Origin of the sequence: Burkholderia sp. HI2761 (genome assembly GCF_002223355.1) — a bacterium.
In the GTDB taxonomy this organism is placed as follows: domain Bacteria; phylum Pseudomonadota; class Gammaproteobacteria; order Burkholderiales; family Burkholderiaceae; genus Burkholderia.
In genome coordinates, this window is the sequence record NZ_NKFN01000009.1 from 566488 (window position 1) to 585348 (window position 18861).

Annotated in this window: 18 protein-coding genes; 10 read left to right on the forward strand and 8 right to left on the reverse strand. The window is 65.3% G+C overall.

Annotated features, from left to right (window positions below; genetic code table 11):
- Positions 1 to 11: 11 nt before the first annotated feature.
- From CFB46_RS34440 to CFB46_RS34455, 4 genes are all read right to left on the reverse strand, one after another.
- Positions 12 to 476: a MaoC family dehydratase gene (locus CFB46_RS34440; protein ID WP_027785836.1), complete on the reverse strand. Its 465-nt coding sequence runs from the start codon at positions 474 to 476 to the stop codon at positions 12 to 14.
- 31 nt (positions 477 to 507) lie between these two features.
- Positions 508 to 1395 (reverse strand): HpcH/HpaI aldolase/citrate lyase family protein, encoded by an 888-nt coding sequence (locus CFB46_RS34445; RefSeq protein ID WP_027785837.1) that lies wholly within the window; start codon positions 1393 to 1395, stop codon positions 508 to 510.
- A gap of 191 nt (positions 1396 to 1586) precedes the next feature.
- Positions 1587 to 2207, reverse strand: a complete 621-nt coding sequence (locus CFB46_RS34450) for a TetR/AcrR family transcriptional regulator (RefSeq protein ID WP_027785838.1) — start codon at positions 2205 to 2207, stop codon at positions 1587 to 1589.
- A gap of 167 nt (positions 2208 to 2374) precedes the next feature.
- On the reverse strand, positions 2375 to 3289 hold the full coding sequence (locus CFB46_RS34455) for an alpha/beta hydrolase (RefSeq protein ID WP_027785839.1): 915 nt from the start codon (positions 3287 to 3289) through the stop codon (positions 2375 to 2377).
- A 447-nt stretch (positions 3290 to 3736) separates the two neighbouring features.
- On the opposite strand from CFB46_RS34455, the gene CFB46_RS34460 reads away from it, so the two are divergent.
- From CFB46_RS34460 to CFB46_RS36200, 5 genes are all read left to right on the forward strand, one after another.
- Positions 3737 to 4729, forward strand: a complete 993-nt coding sequence (locus CFB46_RS34460; protein ID WP_080681397.1) for an AraC family transcriptional regulator — start codon at positions 3737 to 3739, stop codon at positions 4727 to 4729.
- Between the two features lie 92 nt (positions 4730 to 4821).
- Entirely contained in the window at positions 4822 to 5277 is a 456-nt protein-coding gene (locus CFB46_RS34465; RefSeq protein WP_027785840.1) for a nuclear transport factor 2 family protein, read from the forward strand.
- A gap of 112 nt (positions 5278 to 5389) precedes the next feature.
- Positions 5390 to 5752 carry a hypothetical protein gene (locus CFB46_RS34470; RefSeq protein ID WP_027785841.1) on the forward strand — a complete coding sequence of 121 codons (363 nt, stop codon included), beginning with the start codon at positions 5390 to 5392 and terminating at the stop codon, positions 5750 to 5752.
- Positions 5753 to 5808: 56 nt separating this feature from the next.
- On the forward strand, positions 5809 to 7053 hold the full coding sequence (locus CFB46_RS34475; RefSeq protein WP_027785842.1) for an aromatic ring-hydroxylating oxygenase subunit alpha: 1245 nt from the start codon (positions 5809 to 5811) through the stop codon (positions 7051 to 7053).
- A gap of 45 nt (positions 7054 to 7098) precedes the next feature.
- The gene (locus CFB46_RS36200) at positions 7099 to 7929 is read left to right on the forward strand and encodes an aspartate/glutamate racemase family protein (RefSeq protein ID WP_027785843.1); all 831 of its coding nucleotides are present in this window, start codon (positions 7099 to 7101) and stop codon (positions 7927 to 7929) included.
- Between the two features lie 102 nt (positions 7930 to 8031).
- Here the strand turns inward: CFB46_RS36200 and CFB46_RS34485 are convergent, their stop codons facing one another.
- Both CFB46_RS34485 and CFB46_RS34490 read right to left on the reverse strand, forming a co-directional pair.
- Entirely contained in the window at positions 8032 to 9546 is a 1515-nt protein-coding gene (locus CFB46_RS34485; protein ID WP_051421422.1) for an aldehyde dehydrogenase, read from the reverse strand.
- A gap of 119 nt (positions 9547 to 9665) precedes the next feature.
- Positions 9666 to 10460: an SDR family NAD(P)-dependent oxidoreductase gene (locus tag CFB46_RS34490; protein WP_027785845.1), complete on the reverse strand. Its 795-nt coding sequence runs from the start codon at positions 10458 to 10460 to the stop codon at positions 9666 to 9668.
- Between the two features lie 367 nt (positions 10461 to 10827).
- On the opposite strand from CFB46_RS34490, the gene CFB46_RS34495 reads away from it, so the two are divergent.
- Positions 10828 to 11790 carry a PDR/VanB family oxidoreductase gene (locus CFB46_RS34495; protein ID WP_034185537.1) on the forward strand — a complete coding sequence of 321 codons (963 nt, stop codon included), beginning with the start codon at positions 10828 to 10830 and terminating at the stop codon, positions 11788 to 11790.
- A 146-nt stretch (positions 11791 to 11936) separates the two neighbouring features.
- On the opposite strand, the gene CFB46_RS34500 is transcribed toward CFB46_RS34495, so the two are convergent.
- Both CFB46_RS34500 and CFB46_RS34505 read right to left on the reverse strand, forming a co-directional pair.
- On the reverse strand, positions 11937 to 13118 hold the full coding sequence (locus tag CFB46_RS34500; protein ID WP_027785847.1) for a porin: 1182 nt from the start codon (positions 13116 to 13118) through the stop codon (positions 11937 to 11939).
- A 344-nt stretch (positions 13119 to 13462) separates the two neighbouring features.
- Entirely contained in the window at positions 13463 to 13831 is a 369-nt protein-coding gene (locus CFB46_RS34505; protein ID WP_227789673.1) for a hypothetical protein, read from the reverse strand.
- 512 nt (positions 13832 to 14343) lie between these two features.
- Here CFB46_RS34505 and CFB46_RS34510 point away from each other — a divergent pair.
- The 4 genes from CFB46_RS34510 to CFB46_RS34525 all read left to right on the forward strand — a co-directional run bounded on the left by CFB46_RS34510 (position 14344) and on the right by CFB46_RS34525 (position 18858).
- Positions 14344 to 15537, forward strand: coding sequence for an acetyl-CoA hydrolase/transferase family protein (locus CFB46_RS34510; RefSeq protein WP_051421444.1), 1194 nt, complete (start codon positions 14344 to 14346; stop codon positions 15535 to 15537).
- 140 nt (positions 15538 to 15677) lie between these two features.
- Positions 15678 to 16832, forward strand: coding sequence for a CaiB/BaiF CoA transferase family protein (locus tag CFB46_RS34515; protein ID WP_027785849.1), 1155 nt, complete (start codon positions 15678 to 15680; stop codon positions 16830 to 16832).
- A 306-nt stretch (positions 16833 to 17138) separates the two neighbouring features.
- Positions 17139 to 18281, forward strand: coding sequence for an acyl-CoA dehydrogenase family protein (locus tag CFB46_RS34520; protein ID WP_009688657.1), 1143 nt, complete (start codon positions 17139 to 17141; stop codon positions 18279 to 18281).
- A gap of 79 nt (positions 18282 to 18360) precedes the next feature.
- Positions 18361 to 18858 (forward strand): MaoC family dehydratase, encoded by a 498-nt coding sequence (locus CFB46_RS34525; protein ID WP_027785850.1) that lies wholly within the window; start codon positions 18361 to 18363, stop codon positions 18856 to 18858.
- Positions 18859 to 18861: the final 3 nt, after the last annotated feature.

Sequence of the window (18861 nt, forward strand, 5' to 3'; positions counted from 1 at the left end):
CGGGAACGAGGTCAAGCCTGGGCGGCGGCGGGGCGCAGCATCATCAGGCCCGTGCGCACGGCGGTGCAGACGATTTCGTCGCGCTGGTTGCGCGCGACGTGCTTGAACGTGACGATGCCCGAATCCTTGCGGCTCTTCGACAGGCGCGTGTCGACGATCTCCGTCTCGACGCGGATCGTGTCGCCGTGGAAGGTCGGCTTCGGGAACGCGATCTCGCCGAAGCCGAGATTGCCGAGCGTCGTGCCGAGCGTGGTCTCGTACACCGTGATGCCGGCCACCAGCGCGAGCAGGAACATGCTGTTCACGAGACGCTGGCCGTACATCGTGTTCTTGCTGTATTCGGCGTCGATGTGCAGCGGCGCGCAGTTGTAAGTCATCGCCGAAAACAGCACGTTGTCGGTTTCGGTCACCGTGCGGCGGATCGCATGCTCGATCACCATCCCGGGCTTGAATTCTTCGAAGTAAAGGCCTGCCATTTCTTGTCTCCTGAGGTATTGGGGTGAGCGATCAGCGGTTGAACGACTGCGCGAGCGCGATGATTTCGCGCGCCGTCTTCGCATGCGCGATGTCGATGTGTTCGCCGTCGTAGATGCACGATGCGCGGCCTTCGGCCTGGGCCTTGTCGAGCGCGTCGATCATGCCCTGGTAGAACGCGACTTCCTCTTCGGTGGGGCTGTAGGTGCGATTGACGATCTCGACGTTCGACGGATGCAGCACCAGTTCGCCGCTCATGCCGAGCTGGCGGTCGTTCGCCGACGAGACCTTGAGCCTTTCGAGGTCGTGCACCTGCTGCCAGACGCCGCCGATCGGCAGCTTGCCGGCCGCACGCGCGGCCATCACGATGCGCGACTTCAGGAACTGGGTTTCGCGGCCCTCGAGCGACCAGACGGTCTTGAGCGCGCGCGCCACGTCGGCGTTCTTGGCCGTCGCGCCGACGATCGCCGGCACGCGTTCGTGCTGCGCGATTTCGTAGGCGAGCTGCAACGAGCGGGCGGTTTCCAGCAGCGGGATCACCTTCGTGTGACCGACGTCGATGCCCGCGCGGTACTCCGCTTCGGCCAGCATCGATGCGACGGTATGGATGTCCTCCGGCCCGCACGGCTTCGAAATCACGATGCCCTCGACCACCGGGTTCACGATCGCCAGGATGTCGTCGAAGTCGTACAGGTGCGCGCTGCGGTTGATGCGCACCCAGATGCGCTGCTGCTGCTCGGCCAGCCAGGCCAGCTTGGAGCGGACGATCTCGCGCGCCTCGACTTTCTGAGCCGGCGGCACGCTGTCCTCGAGATCGAGGATCAGCGCGTCGGCCCCGGACTGGATGGACTTCTCGATCCAGGTCGGCTTGTTGCCCGGAACGAAAAGGAAGGAACGGATCGGTTTCATCTGCATCGTCATGACTGTCTCGGCCTGTTGATGGGATCGGCTGCTTTACCGTTAGGTTTAATCTAACAACTGGTAGTTAGTTTGATGTGCAAATGCCGGGACCGTCATTGGGGTTTATACCGAGCACGATTGCCGTGACGCATCGCGGGAACACACCGGCGGCGGCGCGAGGGTGGTGTGCGGCGTTGTCCGGCGCGGCGCGATCAGGGCCGCGACGACGGCCCCACGCCGTAGAAGAACATCGTGCAGAGCTGGTCGGCGATGCGTTCCAGCGAGCCCTTTTGTGGGTTGAACCACGACTGGATCGAATTGATGCTGCCGAGGATGTGGATTCGCGCGAGCGCGATGTCCACGTCTTCGCGCAGGTGGCCTTCGGCACGCAGGTCTTCGAGCAGCCCGTTCCAGAGGGTCTGATGATGCTCGCGCCTGATGACCTGCCGCTCGCGGATCGCGTCGGGCAGCTGACCGAGCAACCGGCCGTGCGCGACGGCGAAATCGCCATGCATGACGAGGCCGCGCATCTGCCCGAGCACGGCGGCACGGAACCGTTGTTCGGCCGTCGCGTCGGGGCCGAGCGCGTTCAGGCGCTCGCTCAGGTGATGGAGGATGTGTGCCGCGCCTTGCTCCATCACCGCCTCGACCAGTTCTTCCTTCGACGAAAAGTGGTAGTAGATGCTCGCGGCCTCGATGCCGGCCTGATCGGCGACGTTGCGCATCGTCGTGGCCGAATAGCCCTGCGTGCCGAACGTGCGCGCGGCAAAACGGATCAGCGATTCGCGCGTCTCGCACGGATTGACGGAGTTCGACTTCGGTCGTTTTGCCATGCTCCTGCAGCCTGCCGATGGTGAGTCATGTCGACATACTAACAGTAGTTAGGCTGACGGCAGGCAGGCGGCATTCATCGGACGAACGGCTCGCCGCGCGGAGGCGGTGAGCCGTCCGTTCGGGTTTCGGCGGCGAGCGCGCCGTCGCGCGCCTGCCGCGCGCCAGGTTACAGCGTGCTCGCGAAGAACGGCGCCAGCACCGAGACGGCTTCGTCGACGTATTGCGGCACGTCGTACAGCGACATGTGGTTCGCACCTTCGACCACATGGAAGCGTTTGTCGGCGCTGGCCGCGCGCGCGAACAGGTCGTCGCTCATCCATTTGCTGCCCGCGACGCTGCCGGCCACGATTTGCAGCGGCTGCGTCAGGAACGCTTCGGCCTTGTTATACGCGTCGTACGTAATGACCTGGTTGAGGCTGCGGGCGGTCATGAAACCCGGTGCGTTCGGATGTTCGCAGCGCGGCGTATGGTAGTACTCCCATGCTTCTTCCAGTTCCTTGTCCGGCGCATCTTCCTTGCGCAGCGGTGCGAGCGGCAACGTGGCGAGCTGTGCGCCCGACGCGTCGGCAGAGCGCGCCTGCGAACCGTGCGCGAGGAACGGAATCGCATCGGCGTCCTTGACCGTGTTTTCCCAGCCGTTGCGGAACATCGAGCCGATGTTGACCGCGCTGACCGTGCCAAGCGCCTTGATGCGCCGGTCGTTGATCGCCGCGTTGGCTGCGTAGCCGCCGCCCGCGCAGATGCCCATTGCGCCGATCCGATCGGCGTCGACGTACGGCAGCGTCGTCAGGTAGTCGACCACGGCGCTGACGTCTTCGGTACGGATATACGGGTTCTCGAGCTGACGCGGCTCGCCGGTGCTTTCGCCCTGATACGACGCGTCGAACGCGATTGCGACGAGGCCGTGCTCGGCCAGCTTCCGGGCGTAGAGCCCGGCCGTCTGTTCCTTCACGCCGCCGCCCGGATGCGCGACGACGACGGCCGGATACTTCGCGTTCGAATCGAAACGGGCCGGAAAGTAGATCACGGCGGCCATCGTGATGCCTCGGCCGTTCAGGTTCCTGAAGTTGACTTTCTGCATGACGGGTAACTCCTGTTGTGGGTTCAGTGAAGTGCGTGATTCCATGGTAGGCAAGAAATTGATGCGGATATACCGCTCAAAATCGACCTCAGTGTTAAGGGGAGGCTTACAGATTCGGCGCGGGCGCGTTTTGCTGCTGTACCGTGCGTGGCGCACTCGACTACGGCTCATGCGGCATTCACAGTACGGAACGGAATCGCCGCGTGAATTGACTTGCGTTCGCGGCGGAATCAGGCTGGCTCACATCGCGTCCGGCCGTGCGCGACGCCCTTGCCGGCTTCGACGCCGCGCCCGCTGCAGGACGAGCGTCGATTGTCGCCGGCGGACACCAGAACACATTCAGCGTCGCAACAGCCGGGACCGGCAGTGCGGCCAGGAGACAGACGATGCGGGTCCGCCGTGGTCCGATGGACGGTGCGCCAGGCATCGTTCACGGATGGATGGCCTATGGACTCGCTCTCGGATGTGCTCGCGCGGCTCAAACCGCACAGCCAGTTCTATGCGGGACTCGACGCGGCGGGCGAGTGGTCGTTCGCGTTTCCGGAATATGAGGGAATCAAGTTTGCCGCCGTGCTGCAGGGCGCATGCTGGGCCGTGATCGAAGGCGTAGCGCAGCCGGTCCGCTTCGAGAAGGGCGATTGTTTCCTGCTGAACAGCCGGCGCAGCATCGTATTGTCGACCGACCTCGCGCTCGAGCCGCAGGATTCGACGGCGATCATGGATGCGGTCGCGCGCGACGGCATCGCCGTGCACGGCGGCGGCGGCGACGTGCTGCTGATCAGCGGCTTCTTCGCGTTCTCGGGCGACCATGCCGCGCTGCCGTTCGATGCGCTGCCGCCGCTCGTCAGCGTGCCGCGCGCGTCGAGCCAGGCCGAGGTGCTGCGCTGGTCGCTCGACCAGTTGACCGCCGAGCTGCGCGACCCGCAGCCGGGCGGCGCGCTGGTGTCGAACCATCTGCTGCACCTGATGCTCGTGCAGGTGCTGCGCCTTCATCTGGCGGCCACGCCCGCCGGATGGTTCATGGCGCTGTCCGACCGGCGGATTGGCGCGGCCATCAGTGCGATCCATGCGGAGCCCGCGCGCCACTGGACGCTTGACGAACTGGCGCGCATCGCCGGGCTGTCCCGAACCGTCTTCGCGCAGCGCTTCAAGCGCCTCGTCGGCGCGACCACGATCCACTATCTGACACGCTGGCGAATGCTGATCGCGGCCGACCGCCTGCACGCCGGGCACGAGACCATCGCATCGATCGCGTTCTCGCTCGGCTACGAATCCGAAAGCGCGTTTTGCACGGCCTTCAAGCGAACCATGTGTTGCTCGCCGACGCAGTATCGCCGCCGGGCGCGCGCGGCAGATCCGTACGATCTCGAAACAGAAGCGCACGGCGGCGATAGGTCCGAGCGGCGGGGGAAAAATAACATGACGCTGTGTCCGATCTAGATCGTCGCGCTTCGCCACGCACGCATGTGCATCGGAAACCGTGCCCGGCCGCTGTCCGGACACGCATCAGCCTATAACGGGAGACAACCGGCATGACCTCCAGCGATTCCAGCCTCGACGCAGCATTGCGGCGACTCGTCGATACCGACGTGATCCGTACCTTGATGTCGAAGTACTGTCACGGTATCGACAAGCACGACGAGACTCTCTTCATGAGTATCTGGGCGGACGACGGCATCTACGAGCTGCCGCGCGGACAGACGGCCGGCATCGGGGGGATCCGGCAGTTGGTCCACAAAGTCTGGCGCGAGGTGCCGAAGTGCCACCATCACATCACCAATCCGCTGATCGAGATCGATGGCGATCGCGCCACGGCGGCCACCGACGTGATCTATTACCGGCAGACCGACGACGGCGTGCTGCAGCTGCTTTCGGGAACCTATGCATTCCGGTTCGCGAGGATCGCCGGAGTATGGAAGACGACGTATCTGAAATTCTCCAGCTTCGGCACGGTCAGCCCGGTCTTCAAGGAAAACATCGGCGGGTGAGGGTGTAATCCGCTGGCGAAGCGGACGGCCGTGACGGACCGTCTCGCGACAAGCAACATGCCAAATGATTCGGATAACGATTTAATCATCAAAATGAAGAAGGAGTCATCGAATGACTGATTGCGCAACCGATGAATCGCAATGCTTGCCGGAAGGCTTCGAGGAACTCGCCCCGTTTCTCGCCGACTGGAACGCGCCCACCTCGCACCAGCGATGGATCCGGCGCGCGGCGATGCCTTACGCCGAGATTGTCCGCTTCTACGATGCGATGTTCGCGCGTGCGGAAGAGGCGACACGCTATCTCGAGCAGTTCCCGCTCGACGACATGCCGGCACCGGCGAACAACCTGTTTCGCTTGCTGCTGTCGCTGTGCCACGCGTCCGTCGCCGTCGAAATGCATGAGGCGCCGAGTATTCGCCACGCGCCGGCCGAGCATGCGCTGCGGATCGTAACGGGCTTTCAGCCGCACGGTTGAGAAACAGCCGATCGTCCGTCGCAGTGGACGGCCTTCATTCATCAGCAGGAGTCAGCATGAATCATCCGACCGGTTTCAATCCGGGCCTGACGCGTGCCGTCGGCCTCGGCACCGACGCGATGCCTACCTCGCTCTATACCGACGCGGCGCAGTTCGAGCTCGAACGCAAGCAGATTTTCCGACGCGCATGGCTCATGGTCGGCCGCGTCGAACGCATTCCGAATCCCGGCGATTTCTTCGTGAAGGACCTCGCGGTCGTCGATGCGTCGATCATCGTCGCGCGCGCGTCGGACGGCAAAGTCCGTGCGTTCCACAATGTCTGCGCGCATCGCGCGAACATCGTCGAACATCGCGCGTCCGGCAACGCGAAGCGCTTCGTGTGCCGCTATCACAGCTGGAGCTACGACAATGCCGGCGCGCTCGCGAACGTTCCCGACGAAGCCGGCTTCTTCGGCCTCGACAGGAAAAAATGCGGGCTGACGCCGGTGGCACTGGAGAGCTGGGAGGGCTGGATCTTCATCAACGTGGCGCCGGAGCCGGAGGTCACGCTGCGGGAATTCCTCGGGCCGGTCGCCGACGCGCTGACCGGCATTGCATACCAGCATCCCGATCATCCGATCGTGCTGCGCGGGGAGTTCAACGCGAACTGGAAGACCGTCGCCGAGAACTTCAGCGAGGCCTATCACGTCGCGTCGATTCACCCGAGGACACTGGCGCCTTTCTACACCGGGCCAGCCAATCCGTTCGGGTGTCCGATCAGCGTGCGGCTCCATGGCCCGCACCGCTCGATGTCGTGGTGGCTGAACCCGCTCGCGCAGCCGTTCGCCGATTCGAAGGTCGCGAAATGGCTGTTCTCCGCGGACCACTCGGTGACGGGCACGCGCAAGGCCGGGCAGACCAACGCGGTCGTGGAGCACAAGCACGTGAATCCGACGAAGGACGCGAACTGGGCAAGCGACGTCAACTGGTTCTTTCCGAACTGGCATCTGCAGATTTCCGCGAACCAGTTCTGGACGCACGAGTTCTGGCCGACGTCGGCATCGACGACCGTCTGGGAAGCACGCTTCTATTACAAGAAGGCCGCGACCGTGCGCGATCGGCTTCAACTCGAGCACTTCACGTCGCAGATCACCGATTCGATGCTCGAGGATCTCGGCAACATCGAGAGCATGCAGGTCGGGATGGCGTCGGGCGCGAAGCCCTTCGTTCATTTCAACGAGAGCGAAGTCCTGTGCCGGCATTCGCTCGAGCAGGTCGTCAAATGGTCGAATGCCGCGACGGTGAAGGATGCGCTCGCGTAGGTCGGCCGGATTTCAGCTATCCAGTGCGGTGAAAAGGAGGGGACGATGGGAACGAGAATACTGTGGCAGGCCGAAAACCGCTCGAACGATGCGGACTTCGAGGGCGTCACCGAAACCTATGCAGCGATGCTGAAGTTCGCGCATCAGGTGGCGAGGCCCGATACCGAGATCACGCTGCGCTACATGGAGGAAGCGCCGCGTTCGTTTGCGAACAACCTGATCTACCCGCGCGCGGTCACGAAGGTGCAGGTCGTCAACCGCGTCGTCGAGGCCGAGCGGGAAGGATTCGATGCGGCGCTGGCCGGCGTCTGTATCATCGACGCGTATTCGCAGGAATGTCGGCAGACGGTCCGGATGCCGGTACTCGGCGGCGCGGAATCGACGATGCTGATGGCGCAACTGGTCGGCAAGCGCTTCGCATGGGTCACGATCGCGCCGTCGTTCATCGAGCCGTTCGAAGCCCATATCCGTCAGCACGGCTGGGCGGATCGCGCGATTCGCGACCGGCCGGTGCGCGCGCTCGATCCGTCGTGCTGGCTGGCGATCGTCGACGCGGCGAGAGGGCGGCCCGAGCGCTGGATCGAGATGTTCGACGAGGCAGCCCAGGCCTGCGTGCGCGACGGCGCCGATACCGTGCTGTGCGGCTGCAACCCCGGCGGCGCGTTGCTGGGGCTGGCCGGCTATCGCGAGGTGCGCGACACGGGCGTGCCGGTCATCATGGGGCCGGCGGCGATGGTGAAACTGGCCGAAGCGATGGTCGACCTGCGCAGAAGCGTCGGCCTGACCAAGTCGGAGGCCGTGACCGGCGCGTATCGAACGACGCCGGCTCACATCCTCGAAGAACTTCAGGCGATGGGGAAGAAGCTCGTCGCTTGACGCATCGGCGGCGATTCGCCGCCGATGCTTCGCCGATACGCGCGGGTTGCGCCAAAGCGATGCGCAGGCGGTGAGTCCGCGCATCGCCGGCGCGCCACCCGTTCAGTCCGCATACAGGTTCGGAAACTGCCCGGTCGTGCTGATCACCGTCGTGCGGGTTTCCAGATACGGGGCAAGCGCATCGATCCCGTTTTCGCGTCCCCAGCCGCTGGCCTTGAAACCGCCATACGGCGTCGACCAGCGCAGGAACGAGTAGGTATTGACCCACACCATGCCCGCGTCGATACGGCTGGACACGCGATGCGCGCGGCCGACGTCGCGCGTCCACAGGCCTGCCGTCAACCCGTAGGGTGTGTCGTTCGCGATCGCGACGGCCTCGTCTTCGCCATCGAACGGAATCAGCGAGGCCACCGGGCCGAAGATCTCGTCGCGCGCGACGCGCATCCGGTTCGTGACGCCGGCGAACACGGTCGGCTCGACGAAGTAGCCGGCCGCGAGTTCGGGCGTCGCGATACGATGGCCGCCGGCGACGAGTTCCGCGCCGTCCTGCTTGCCGATCTCGATGTACGACAGCGTCTTGTCCAACTGCGCCTGATGCGACTGCGGGCCCATGTGATTCGTGTCGACCGACGGCATGCCGACGCGCACCGACTTCGCGCGCGCGCAGAACGCGTCGACGACGCGACCGTAGATCGACCGCTCGACGAGCACGCGCGAGCCGAGCGCGCAGCTCTGCCCGGTCAGCCGCCACGCGGATGCGGTGGCCGCGTTGATCGCGTTGTCGAGGTCGGCGTCCGCGAACAGGATATGCGGGGCCTTGCCGCCGAGTTCGAACGTGAAGCGCTTCAAGTTATCAGCGCCGTCGCGAACCATCTGTTTGGCAGTCTGGCTCGCGCCCGTGAACGAGATCTTGTCAACGTCCGGATGCTTGACCAGATGCGCGCCGGCCGTGCGCCCGTAACCGGGCACCACGTTGAACACGCCCGGCGGAAAGCCCGCTTCGTGGACCAGGCGCGCAAGCTCGAGCGCCGACACGGGCGTTTGCTCGGCCGGCTTGACGACGACCGTGCAGCCGGCCGCGAGCGCGGCGCCGATCTTCAGGCAGGTAGCGAGCAGCGGCGCATTCCACGGGATGATCGCGCCCACCACGCCGATCGGCACGCGCGTCGTGAATGCGTGGACGCTATCGTCGATCGGGATGGTCGTGCCTTGTGCCTTGTCCGCCAGCGATGCGAACCACTGATACCACTGCACCTGCGCAGTCAGACTCGCGCGATGCTCGCGCACGAGATTGCCGTTGTCGCGCGATTCGATGATCGCCAGCTCGGGAACCGCCGCGCTGAAGCGCTCCGCGAGGCGGCGCAGCAGCGCCGCGCGCTCATGTCCCGGCGTGCGGCGCCACGGGCCGTTGAATGCGGCCCGCGCCGCGACGACTGCACGATCGATGTCCTGCGGGCCGCCCATCGGCGCGATCGCCCAGGGCCGGCCGGTCGCCGGATCGATGCTTTCGACCAGCTCGCCGTCGATCGGCTTCACCCATGCGCCGTCGATATAGAGGTGCTCGTAGCGGCGCAATGATGTGTCATCCGTCGTCGCGTGTGGTGAGGCGTTCGACATTCGGTACTCCGGTCAGGTCAGGCGTGGTTCATGTAAGCGCGCAGCGCATGCGGCGCGATGGCGTCGAGGTCGCGCGTGCGTCGCGCCGGTTGGTGAGTAGCCGCAACGGCTGCCGCCGCTCAGATCGGTGTGTCGGCGACGCCGCCGTCCGCCCGCAGCGCGGCGCCCGTCGTCGCCGACGCGAGCGGCGAGCACGTGTAGAGCACGAGGTTCGCCACTTCGTCGACCGACGCGAAGCGCCGCGTGATCGACGACGGACGCAGCGCCTTGACGAGTTCGGCGCCTTGTTCCTCGATCGTCTTGCCGGTACGGCGGATTTCCGCTTCGAGGAAATCCACCACCCCTTCGCTGAGCGTCGGGCCCGGCAGGACTGCGTTCACCGTGACGCCGGTGCCCGACATGCGTTTCGCGAGGCCGCGCGACAGGCCGAGCAGCGCCGTCTTGGTCACCGCGTAATGCAGCATGTCGGGCGGCGTGCTGATTCCGCACTCGGAGCTGATGAAGACGACGCGCCCCCAGTCGCGCGCGCCCATGTTCGGCAGGTAGGCCCGCGCCAGCCGGACCCCGGACAGGATGTTGAGCTCGAAATATTTCTGCCAGGTCGCATCCGGGATCTCGAAGAAATCGGCGGTCTCGTAGATGGCCGCGTTGTTCACGAGGATGTCGCAATCGGGCACCTGTTCGACGAGGCGGTTACAGCCGGCGGCCGACGACAGGTCGGCCGCCGCGCCGCGCACCGTTGCGCCGGGGATCGCGGCGCGGATCGCGTCGACGGCGGTTGCGATCCGCCGTTCGTCGAGATCGTTGACGACGACCTCGGCACCGCACTGCGCGAGCCGCTTCGCGATCGCATGGCCGATGCCCTGCGCGGCGCCCGTTACGACGGCAAGCTTGCCGTCCAGCGTGATCTGCATGATGTCTCCTTGCCTAATATGGTCGATTCTGTCGGCGCGTCGCGGTCGTTCGTTCCGTGCAGCGAGCTGCAAGCGGCAAGCGGTGTGCCGGCGGAAGGCGTCGCGTGCCGATCTTAAGTAGCGGACGCCGAACGGGCCATGCTGCAGCGTTCGCATTTCTTGCGCGATCGTACGGAATCGCGTTGTCTGCGAGTGACGTAGCCGCAGGCGTTCGAACCGGCACACGCGTGAATGCGTATGCGCCCGGAGGCGTCGATTGTCGCCAGCAACGCAGGTCCCCGAAGTACGGAACGCCGAAAGACGCCTGATTGACACGAGTCAGCCTCGCCTCTGTAATCGCCCCCATCGAGGGGAGGAGGTGACGAACATGATCGACGGACTGACGGTCCGCGTCGCGGCGAGGCACGACGAAGCCGCCGGCATCTGCAGTTTCGAACTGGTTCGGGCGGATGGCCGGCCGCTGCCGCCGTTCTCGGCCGGCGCGCATATCGACGTGGCCGTGCCCGGCGGCCCGACGCGCCAGTACTCGCTGTGCAATGCACCCGACGAAAGCCACCGATACCGGATTGCCGTTCTGCGCGATCCGAACTCGCGCGGCGGGTCGGCCGGCATGCACGATCGCGTGAAGATCGGCGACACGCTGACGATCAGCGCGCCGAAGAATCATTTCCCGCTCGCGCATGACGCGGAGCACAGCCTGTTGCTCGCAGGCGGCATCGGCGTGACGCCGATCCTGTGCATGGCGGAACGGCTGGCGCGCATCGGCGCGTCGTTCGACATGCACTACTGCACGCGGTCGCGCACGCGCACGGCGTTTCTCTACCACATCGCACGTGCACCCTATGCGGGCCGTGTGCAGCTTCATTTCGACGATGAAGCCGCCGAGCAGCGCTTCGATATCGCGGCGCGACTCGCCGTTCCCGAAGCAGGCACGCATCTGTACGTCTGCGGACCGAAGGGCTTCATGGATGCAATGCTGACGACCGCGCGTGCGAACGGATGGCCGGAAGCGCAACTGCATTACGAGTTTTTTGCGGCCGAGGCGCGACAGACGGAACGGGACGGCCGGTTCGAAGTGCAGATCGCGAGTTCGGGCCGCGTGATCGTCATCGAAAAGCACGAATCGGTCGTGCGGGCACTCGCGAGGGCCGGTATCGAGATCGAGACCTCGTGCGAGCAGGGCCTGTGCGGAACCTGCGCGACGCGCGTGCTCGCGGGCGAGCCCGAGCATTTCGATCATTGCCTGACCGCCGAGCAACGCGCGGCGAACGACCAGTTCATGCCGTGCTGCTCCCGCTCGAAATCGGCGCGGCTGGTTCTGGATCTGTAGCGGGCAGGCCGGCGTCGACGGCTGGTTCCGAACCATCGTCGCAGCAGACGCAAAAAACAGACGCGCCGCACGCATCCGCCGACAGATTTCCGACGGATACGTGCGGCGCGGCGCTTCGATACGACGACCGAAGTCGTCGCGGCGCATCAGAATTTGTGCCGCATCGCGACGCGCAGCGCGATCTGATGATTGGACGTCGACGGCGTGAGTTGGTTGATCGACGCGACGGCACGGCGTCCGGTCGAATCGGTTCCGCTCGCGCGCTGATAGGTGCCGACGAAGTAGACGTCGGTGCGTTTCGACAGGAAGTAGTCGGCGCCGAATGATGCCTGGTTGTAGTGCCCGCTGCCCGTCGCATCGGCGCCGCTGTTCTTCGTGTACACGTAGTTCGCGCCGACGACGAAAGCCGGCGTGATCTGGTATTTCACGTTCAGTTCGGCGTTGTTCAACTTCGCGGTGCCGCTGATGCCGCCGGCGGGCACGGGACCCGACGTGGTATCGCCGAGATGGCGGAACTGCGTGTTCGAATAGGTCGCGCCGAGCGTCAGCGAGCCGATCGTGTAGGCCGCGCCCGTGCCGATCACCTGCAACGTATGCGCCGACGCGTAACCCGAAATCACCGGCGACGCGCCGAAGTTCGAGCCGGGCACACCGTTGACGGTCGCGGCGACGGTGCCGCCCGCGCCATAGAACGATGTGTTCGGGTTCCGCACGTTGAGGTAGCCCGCGCCCATCGAAAGCGGGCCGTTCGTGTAGCTGGCGCCGGCCGACCAGATCTGGTTGCGGCCCGTGTGCCCCGACACGCCGCCCAGCGAGTACAGCGCGGTCGCCGTCAAGCCGTGAAAGACAGGGCTCGTGTATTTGATCGCGTTGTTGACGCGATTGGTGTTGTTGAAGTTGTCGTTGTCGGACGGGTGGGCGGCGAGATAGCCGCCCCACTGATCGCCCGCTTCGAGCAGGCCGACCGAATCGACGACCGAATCGTACTGACGCCCGAGCGTGACGGTTCCGTACGGGCCGGACAGGCCGACATACGCTTGTCGGCCAAATTCGAGGCCGCCTTGGCCGAGCTTGCCGGTATTGAGGTCGAAGCCGTTCTCCAGCACCGCGATCGCGCCGTAGCCGCCGCCGAGGTCCTCCTTCACGCGCAGCCCCCAGCGGCTGCCGTTGAGCACGCCGCTCGCGAGACTATACAAATGGTGGCCGGACGCGTTGCTCACGTAGTTGACCCCTTCGTCGATAATCCCGTACAACTGCACGCTGCTCTGCGCATGTGCCGTACCGCCGACGCAACCCACCGCTGCGCAAAGCGCAATCGTCCTTTTCATTGACTGTCTCCAAAGTTTCTTCTGAATGTACGTATCGTGACGTCGCGATCGGTATCGGCGTCAATTAATATGGAAAACTAATTGATACGACAAGAAACGCCCGATTGCCGCAACGTTCGGTCGATTAGATGCGTGGCCGATATCACCGTCAATCGGTCGGGCAATCCGATTCCGTGCAGTGAAAGAGGTGCCGCGCGATGCGTCGTGGACAGCGTGGAGACCCTTAAGGGTAAAGCCGCAGGGCGATGGTTCGATCGCGATGTCAGTCGCGATCGATCACATACACGTGTGGGTGGGAGTGCCGACTCATGGCGCGATGATGCGTCGGCAGGCCCGAGACTCAGTTACTTCACGAGATGAATCTTTCTTCCCGATCCGTCGGACTTCGACGCCGCATCGATGCGGCGCGAGCCGCTGCTCTCGACGTTTTCCTTGGCGATCCGCATCGCCTGATCGAACTGCGTGCCGGTGGCGACGTGACGATGGTCGACGCTCACCAGCCATCCGCGCCCGCTGTGACACCAGCGGATCCGCCGCTCATCGAGCAAGGCGGCGAACCATCGCCATAGCGCGGCATCTTCCGCGTTGGCGTTTTCCCGCGCGCGGGCACGCGCGACCGTCATGCTCGATCCGTGATCCTCGATTCGTTGCTTCTGCATTGTCTGAGCCCTGCAATGAGCCACGTTGGCCCGTCGGTTCCGGCACCGCGTCATGTCAGTCTCAAGGGGAGCGCATTCGACCGGGACGCACCATGCCGCAGCGTCAACAGTGTCGGCTCGACCGCCGCAGCGTCAATAGTGCGCGGGCGACGATTCCGTACTTCGGAAGCCGGTCGCGCCACGCCGAGCGCACGCCGCATGACGCGCATCGCATACCGAACCAAAACCCGCGATGCAGGCGTTCCGACGTACGGAACAGGCTGCGGGTGCGCATTGACGCTCCCCGGTGAGCGAATCACGATGAGCAGCGATGCCTGTCGCATCGTCCGTCGATCTTCGTCGCTTCGGACAGGCGCCCGTCCGGGACGCTATCGCGACGCGCGCGAACTTCAACCCGTCATGACGATGATTCCGGATGGCGCATGCGACGCCGGAGCGCCCGACGTGACCCTCGATCTCGCCCATCCATGAACCATCCAGCATGCGCGACCGCGCACGCATCGCCCGATGCCCGTCAGGCCGGCGACTGCGATGCGCTTTCCTCGCTGATTCGCCCCGGCGACACCATGATGTGGGGCCAGTCGCACGCCGAGCCCGTAACGCTGATGCGCGCGCTGGTCGCCCAGCGCCACAGCTTCAAGCGCATTCGCGTCTTTCTCGGCATCGGCCTCACCGACGTCCTGGCACCCGAGCATGCCGACGCCATCGATTTCCTCGCGTACTGCGGCAGCGGCGCGAACCGCAGGCTGGCGCGCGCGAACGTGCTCGACATTCTGCCCGCGCACTATTCGCAGCTGCCGGACCTGATCCGCAGCGGCGCGTTGCGGATCGACGTCGTGATGCTGCAGGTGTCGCCGCCGGACGAGCACGGTCGTTACAGCCTCGGGCTCGCGCGCGAGTATCTGGTGGAAGCGCTGAAACATGCGCGGGCGATCGCCGCGGAAGTGCATCCCGACGTGCCGTGGACCTACGGCGGTCCTTACTTGCGCGCCGCCGACATCGATTTGCTGGTGGCGTCGGACATGCCGTTCCCGGATGCCGCCGCGACGACGCCCGGGCCGGTGGAGCAGGCGATCGGGCAGCACGTCGCGTCGATCGTCGAAGACGGCGCGACGCTGCAGACGGGCATCGGCGCGATTCCTGACGCGGTGATGGCCGCGCTACACGACAAGCGCGACCTCGGCGTGCACACCGGCAGCATCGGCGACGGCATCGCGGCGCTGTGCGAAGCCGGTGTCGTGACGAATGCGCGCAAGACGATCGACGCGGGCATCACCGTCGGCGGCGTCATCATCGGCTCCGCGCGTGTGCGCCGCTTTGCTCACCGCAATCCCGCGCTCGAACTGCGCGCCACCGAATACACGCACAATCCGCACGTGCTGCGCCGGATCGATCGCTTCACCGCGATCAATTCCGCGGTGGAGGTGGACCTGACGGGGCAGGTCAACGCGGAAGTCGTCGGCGGCACGTATGTCGGCGCGGTCGGCGGCGTCGGCGATTTTCTGCGGGCCGCGCAGGCCAGCCGCGGCGGCGTGCCGATCGTGGCGCTACCGTCCACCGCGGGCCCGCACAGTCGCATCGTGACGAAACTGTCAGGCCCGGTAACGGTGCCGCGCAGCGACGCGTGCGTGATCGTCACCGAATATGGGATCGCCGATCTGCGCTGCCTGTCGCTCGCGCAGCGCGTGCCGAAGATGATTGCGATCGCGCATCCCGATCATCGCGAACGGCTCGCGCGCGAGGCCGGCCTGTCCGGCTGACGCAGCGGTGCGAAACGGACTTCGCCGGCGCCGGACCGGTTCGATCCGGCCGAATCGACGCTTCGATTAATCGGAATTGGACTGTCGGCGCGACCCGCGTAAGCTGGATCGAAGACAGTCATCACATGGAGACAATCGGAATGGGCAATGCAAAGGGGCCGCTGGCCGGCATCAGGATCGTGGAGCTGGGCGGCGTCGGGCCGGTGCCGTTCTGCTGCATGCTGTTGTCGGATCTGGGCGCGGACATCATCCGCATCGATCGCCCGCCGGGCTACGACGGCGGCCAGCCGGGCGATCCGCGCTTCAATCTGCTGAACCGTGGCCGGCGCAGCGCCGCGTTCGACCTGAAGAAGCCCGAAGCGGCCGACGCGGTGCTCAAGCTCGTCGCGCGGGCCGATGCGCTCGTCGAAGGGTTCCGTCCCGGCGTCGCCGAAAAGCTCGGCCTCGGGCCCGACGCGTGCCTCGCGGTCAATCCCGCGCTCGTCTATGGCCGCATGACCGGCTGGGGGCAGGACGGCCCGCTCGCGCAGGCGCCGGGCCATGACGTCAACTACATCTCGCTGACCGGCGTGCTGCACGCGGTCGGCGCGGCCAGCGGGCCACCCGTGATTCCGCTGAACCTGGTCGGCGATTTCGGCGGCGGCTCGCTCTATCTCGCGCTCGGCGTGGTGTCGGCACTGCTCGAAAGCCGGCGCTCGGGGCACGGGCAGTTCGTCGATGCCGCGATGGTCGACGGCTCGGCGTCGCTGATGACACTGTTCTACGGCATGTTCGCGAGCGGCTACTGGAAGGACGAGCGCGGCAGCAATCGTCTCGACTCCGGCGCGCCCTGGTACAACGTCTACGAGACGAAGGACGGCCGCTGGGTCAGCGTCGGATCGAACGAAACACGCTTCTGGCGCAATACGCTGGCGCTGCTCGGGCTGCACGAAGAGGACATGCCGGATCAGCACGACCGATCGCGATGGCCGGAAGTGCATGCGAAATTCGCCGAGATATTCCGCACCCGCACGCGCGACGAATGGTGCGCGCTCGCCGAAGGCCGCGAGGTCTGCATCGCACCGGTGATGTCGCTGACCGAAGCGCCCACTCATCCGCACCTGCGCGCTCGACAGACCTTCGTCGAACGCGACGGGGTCGTGCAGCCCGCACCCGCGCCGCGCTTCAGCCGGACGCCCGGCGCCATCCAGTCTTCGCCCGCGCGGCCCGGCGAGCATACCGACGCGGTGCTCGGCGACTGGGGATTCACCGCCGCGGAACTCGCGACACTGCGCGACGCCGGCGCGATCGCGTGATCCGAACGATGCGTGCATGACGCGCCCGCACCGCACGCGGGCGCGTTGCTGCCGTTCTTCAGGCGAGACCTTCATCCTTCCCGCGCATCACGTGAACGTCGCGCGGTGCGGCGACACGCCTGTCGCATCCCTGTCTTCGCAATGCCCCCGACATCGCTTGTGCACCGCACCCAACCACGCTTCGATATTTTCGAATCGCCGCTTCAAAAATGGCCAGTTGGTTCGCGACGCCGCAAGCCCTAAGCTCGATTCCAGGATGAACAGCGCGGCTGCCCGAGCAGACGCCGATAACTGGAGCGAAGACAAATGGCTAACTTTCTCGACGAATCGCAAAGCATGTGGCTCGACACCGTGAACAAGTTCATGGACAACGAGATCACGGTCGAATACGTGCGCAAGTGCGACATGAATCGCGATTACCCGTACGAGGCCTACGAAAAGATTGCGAAGCAAGGCTGGCTCGGGATCCTGATTCCCGAGGAAGAGGGCGGCTCGGGCGGCGACATCTTCGACTATTCGCTGATGGCCGAAGGCCTCGGCAAGTTCGGCTTCGACTTCGCGTGCTCGGTGCTGGTGCCGACGTTTACCGCGATGAACATCATCAAGTTCGGCACGCCCGAGCAGAAGAAAAAATACGTGCAGCCGTTCATCGACGGCAAGATCCGCTTCTCGGTGTCGATCTCCGAACCCGACGCGGGCTCCGACGCCGCGAACACGAAGACGCGTGCGCGCCGCGACACCAACGGCGACTGGATCGTCAGCGGCCAGAAACTCTGGTGCAGCGGCGCGGCGGCGAAGGACACCGTGATCGCGATGCTCGTGCGCACCAGCACGGACGACAAGCACAAGGGCCTGTCGGTGCTGCTGATCCCGAACGACACGCCGGGCATGGTGATCAACAAGCTGCCGACGCTGTCGCGCCACGCGACGGGCACGACCGAGATCTTCCTCGACGAGGTGCGCGTGCCGGCCGACGCGCTGCTCGGCGAAGAGGGTCAGGGCTGGCGCATCATCACCGAGCACCTCGAGCTCGAACGCTGCGCGGTCGCAGCCGCCTATACGGGCAATGCGCAGCAAGCCGTGAATACGGCGACGCGCTATGCGCACGACCGCATCCAGTTCGACCACCAGCTGTACGACTTCCAGGTGATTCGCCACATGCTCGCCGACTGCCAGACCAAGGTCGACGCCGCGCGCCTGCTGTGCTACCGCGCTGCGCGGATGGCAGCCGATCACGTGCCGTGCAGCCGCGAGGTGTCGATGGCGAAGCTGTACGGCTCGGAGACGCTGAAGGAATGCGCGCTGGCCGGCATGCAGATCCTCGGGGGCTACGCGAACCTGCCGGAAGCCGACATGGAGCGCTACCTGCGCGAGAGTATCCAGTCGACGATCGGCGGCGGCACGTCGCAGATCCAGCGCACGATCATCGCGAAGTCGATGCGCCAGTAACGGCCCCCCCGGTTTTCATCGGTGCGGCGCGCATGCGGCCGCGCCGCACCCCGCCATTCCATCATCAGGAGACACCGCCATGAGCGGCATCAACAACAGCATCAACATTCCGCTCGACGAGCTCGAAGTCGGCCAGAAATTCCGTTCGCCCGGCCGCACCGTGACCGAGAGCGACGTCGTGATGTTCTGCATGTTCACCGGCAACTGGATCGAGATCCACTCGAACAAGGAATATGCGGAGAAGACGCGCTGGGGCGAGCGCATCGTGCAGGGCATGCTGACGTTCTCGCTGATTTCCGGCCTGCTGCAGTTCGGTCCGGCGATCCAGGCGAACTACGGCGTCGACAAGATGCGCTTCCTGAATCCGGTGAAGATCGGCGACACGGTCTATGCGACCGCCGAAGTCATCGCGAAGAAGGACAAGGACGACAAGTTCGGCGTCGGCACGATGCTGATCCAGGCGTACAACCAGCGCGGCGAAGTCGTGCAGCGTAGCGAATGGAGCCTGCTGATGCTGCGCAAGCGCGCGGACCTCGACGCGCTGATCGCCGAAGCGCAGCCCGATTTCAAGGTCTGAGGA

Excerpts from the sequence above, each read along its gene's own strand:
- CFB46_RS34445 (WP_027785837.1), bottom strand. The coding sequence starts at position 1,395 with ATGACGATGCAGATGAAACCGATCCGTTCCTTCCTTTTCGTTCCGGGC.
- CFB46_RS34440 (WP_027785836.1), bottom strand. The coding sequence starts at position 476 with ATGGCAGGCCTTTACTTCGAAGAATTCAAGCCCGGGATGGTGATCGAG.
- CFB46_RS34460 (WP_080681397.1), top strand. The coding sequence starts at position 3,737 with ATGGACTCGCTCTCGGATGTGCTCGCGCGGCTCAAACCGCACAGCCAG.
- CFB46_RS34465 (WP_027785840.1), top strand. The coding sequence starts at position 4,822 with ATGACCTCCAGCGATTCCAGCCTCGACGCAGCATTGCGGCGACTCGTC.
- CFB46_RS34470 (WP_027785841.1), top strand. The coding sequence starts at position 5,390 with ATGACTGATTGCGCAACCGATGAATCGCAATGCTTGCCGGAAGGCTTC.
- CFB46_RS34475 (WP_027785842.1), top strand. The coding sequence starts at position 5,809 with ATGAATCATCCGACCGGTTTCAATCCGGGCCTGACGCGTGCCGTCGGC.
- CFB46_RS34450 (WP_027785838.1), bottom strand. The coding sequence starts at position 2,207 with ATGGCAAAACGACCGAAGTCGAACTCCGTCAATCCGTGCGAGACGCGC.
- CFB46_RS34505 (WP_227789673.1), bottom strand. The coding sequence starts at position 13,831 with ATGACGCGGTGCCGGAACCGACGGGCCAACGTGGCTCATTGCAGGGCT.
- CFB46_RS34500 (WP_027785847.1), bottom strand. The coding sequence starts at position 13,118 with ATGAAAAGGACGATTGCGCTTTGCGCAGCGGTGGGTTGCGTCGGCGGT.
- CFB46_RS34515 (WP_027785849.1), top strand. The coding sequence starts at position 15,678 with ATGGGCAATGCAAAGGGGCCGCTGGCCGGCATCAGGATCGTGGAGCTG.
- CFB46_RS34490 (WP_027785845.1), bottom strand. The coding sequence starts at position 10,460 with ATGCAGATCACGCTGGACGGCAAGCTTGCCGTCGTAACGGGCGCCGCG.
- CFB46_RS36200 (WP_027785843.1), top strand. The coding sequence starts at position 7,099 with ATGGGAACGAGAATACTGTGGCAGGCCGAAAACCGCTCGAACGATGCG.
- CFB46_RS34495 (WP_034185537.1), top strand. The coding sequence starts at position 10,828 with ATGATCGACGGACTGACGGTCCGCGTCGCGGCGAGGCACGACGAAGCC.
- CFB46_RS34485 (WP_051421422.1), bottom strand. The coding sequence starts at position 9,546 with ATGTCGAACGCCTCACCACACGCGACGACGGATGACACATCATTGCGC.
- CFB46_RS34455 (WP_027785839.1), bottom strand. The coding sequence starts at position 3,289 with ATGCAGAAAGTCAACTTCAGGAACCTGAACGGCCGAGGCATCACGATG.
- CFB46_RS34520 (WP_009688657.1), top strand. The coding sequence starts at position 17,139 with ATGGCTAACTTTCTCGACGAATCGCAAAGCATGTGGCTCGACACCGTG.
- CFB46_RS34525 (WP_027785850.1), top strand. The coding sequence starts at position 18,361 with ATGAGCGGCATCAACAACAGCATCAACATTCCGCTCGACGAGCTCGAA.
- CFB46_RS34510 (WP_051421444.1), top strand. The coding sequence starts at position 14,344 with ATGATGTGGGGCCAGTCGCACGCCGAGCCCGTAACGCTGATGCGCGCG.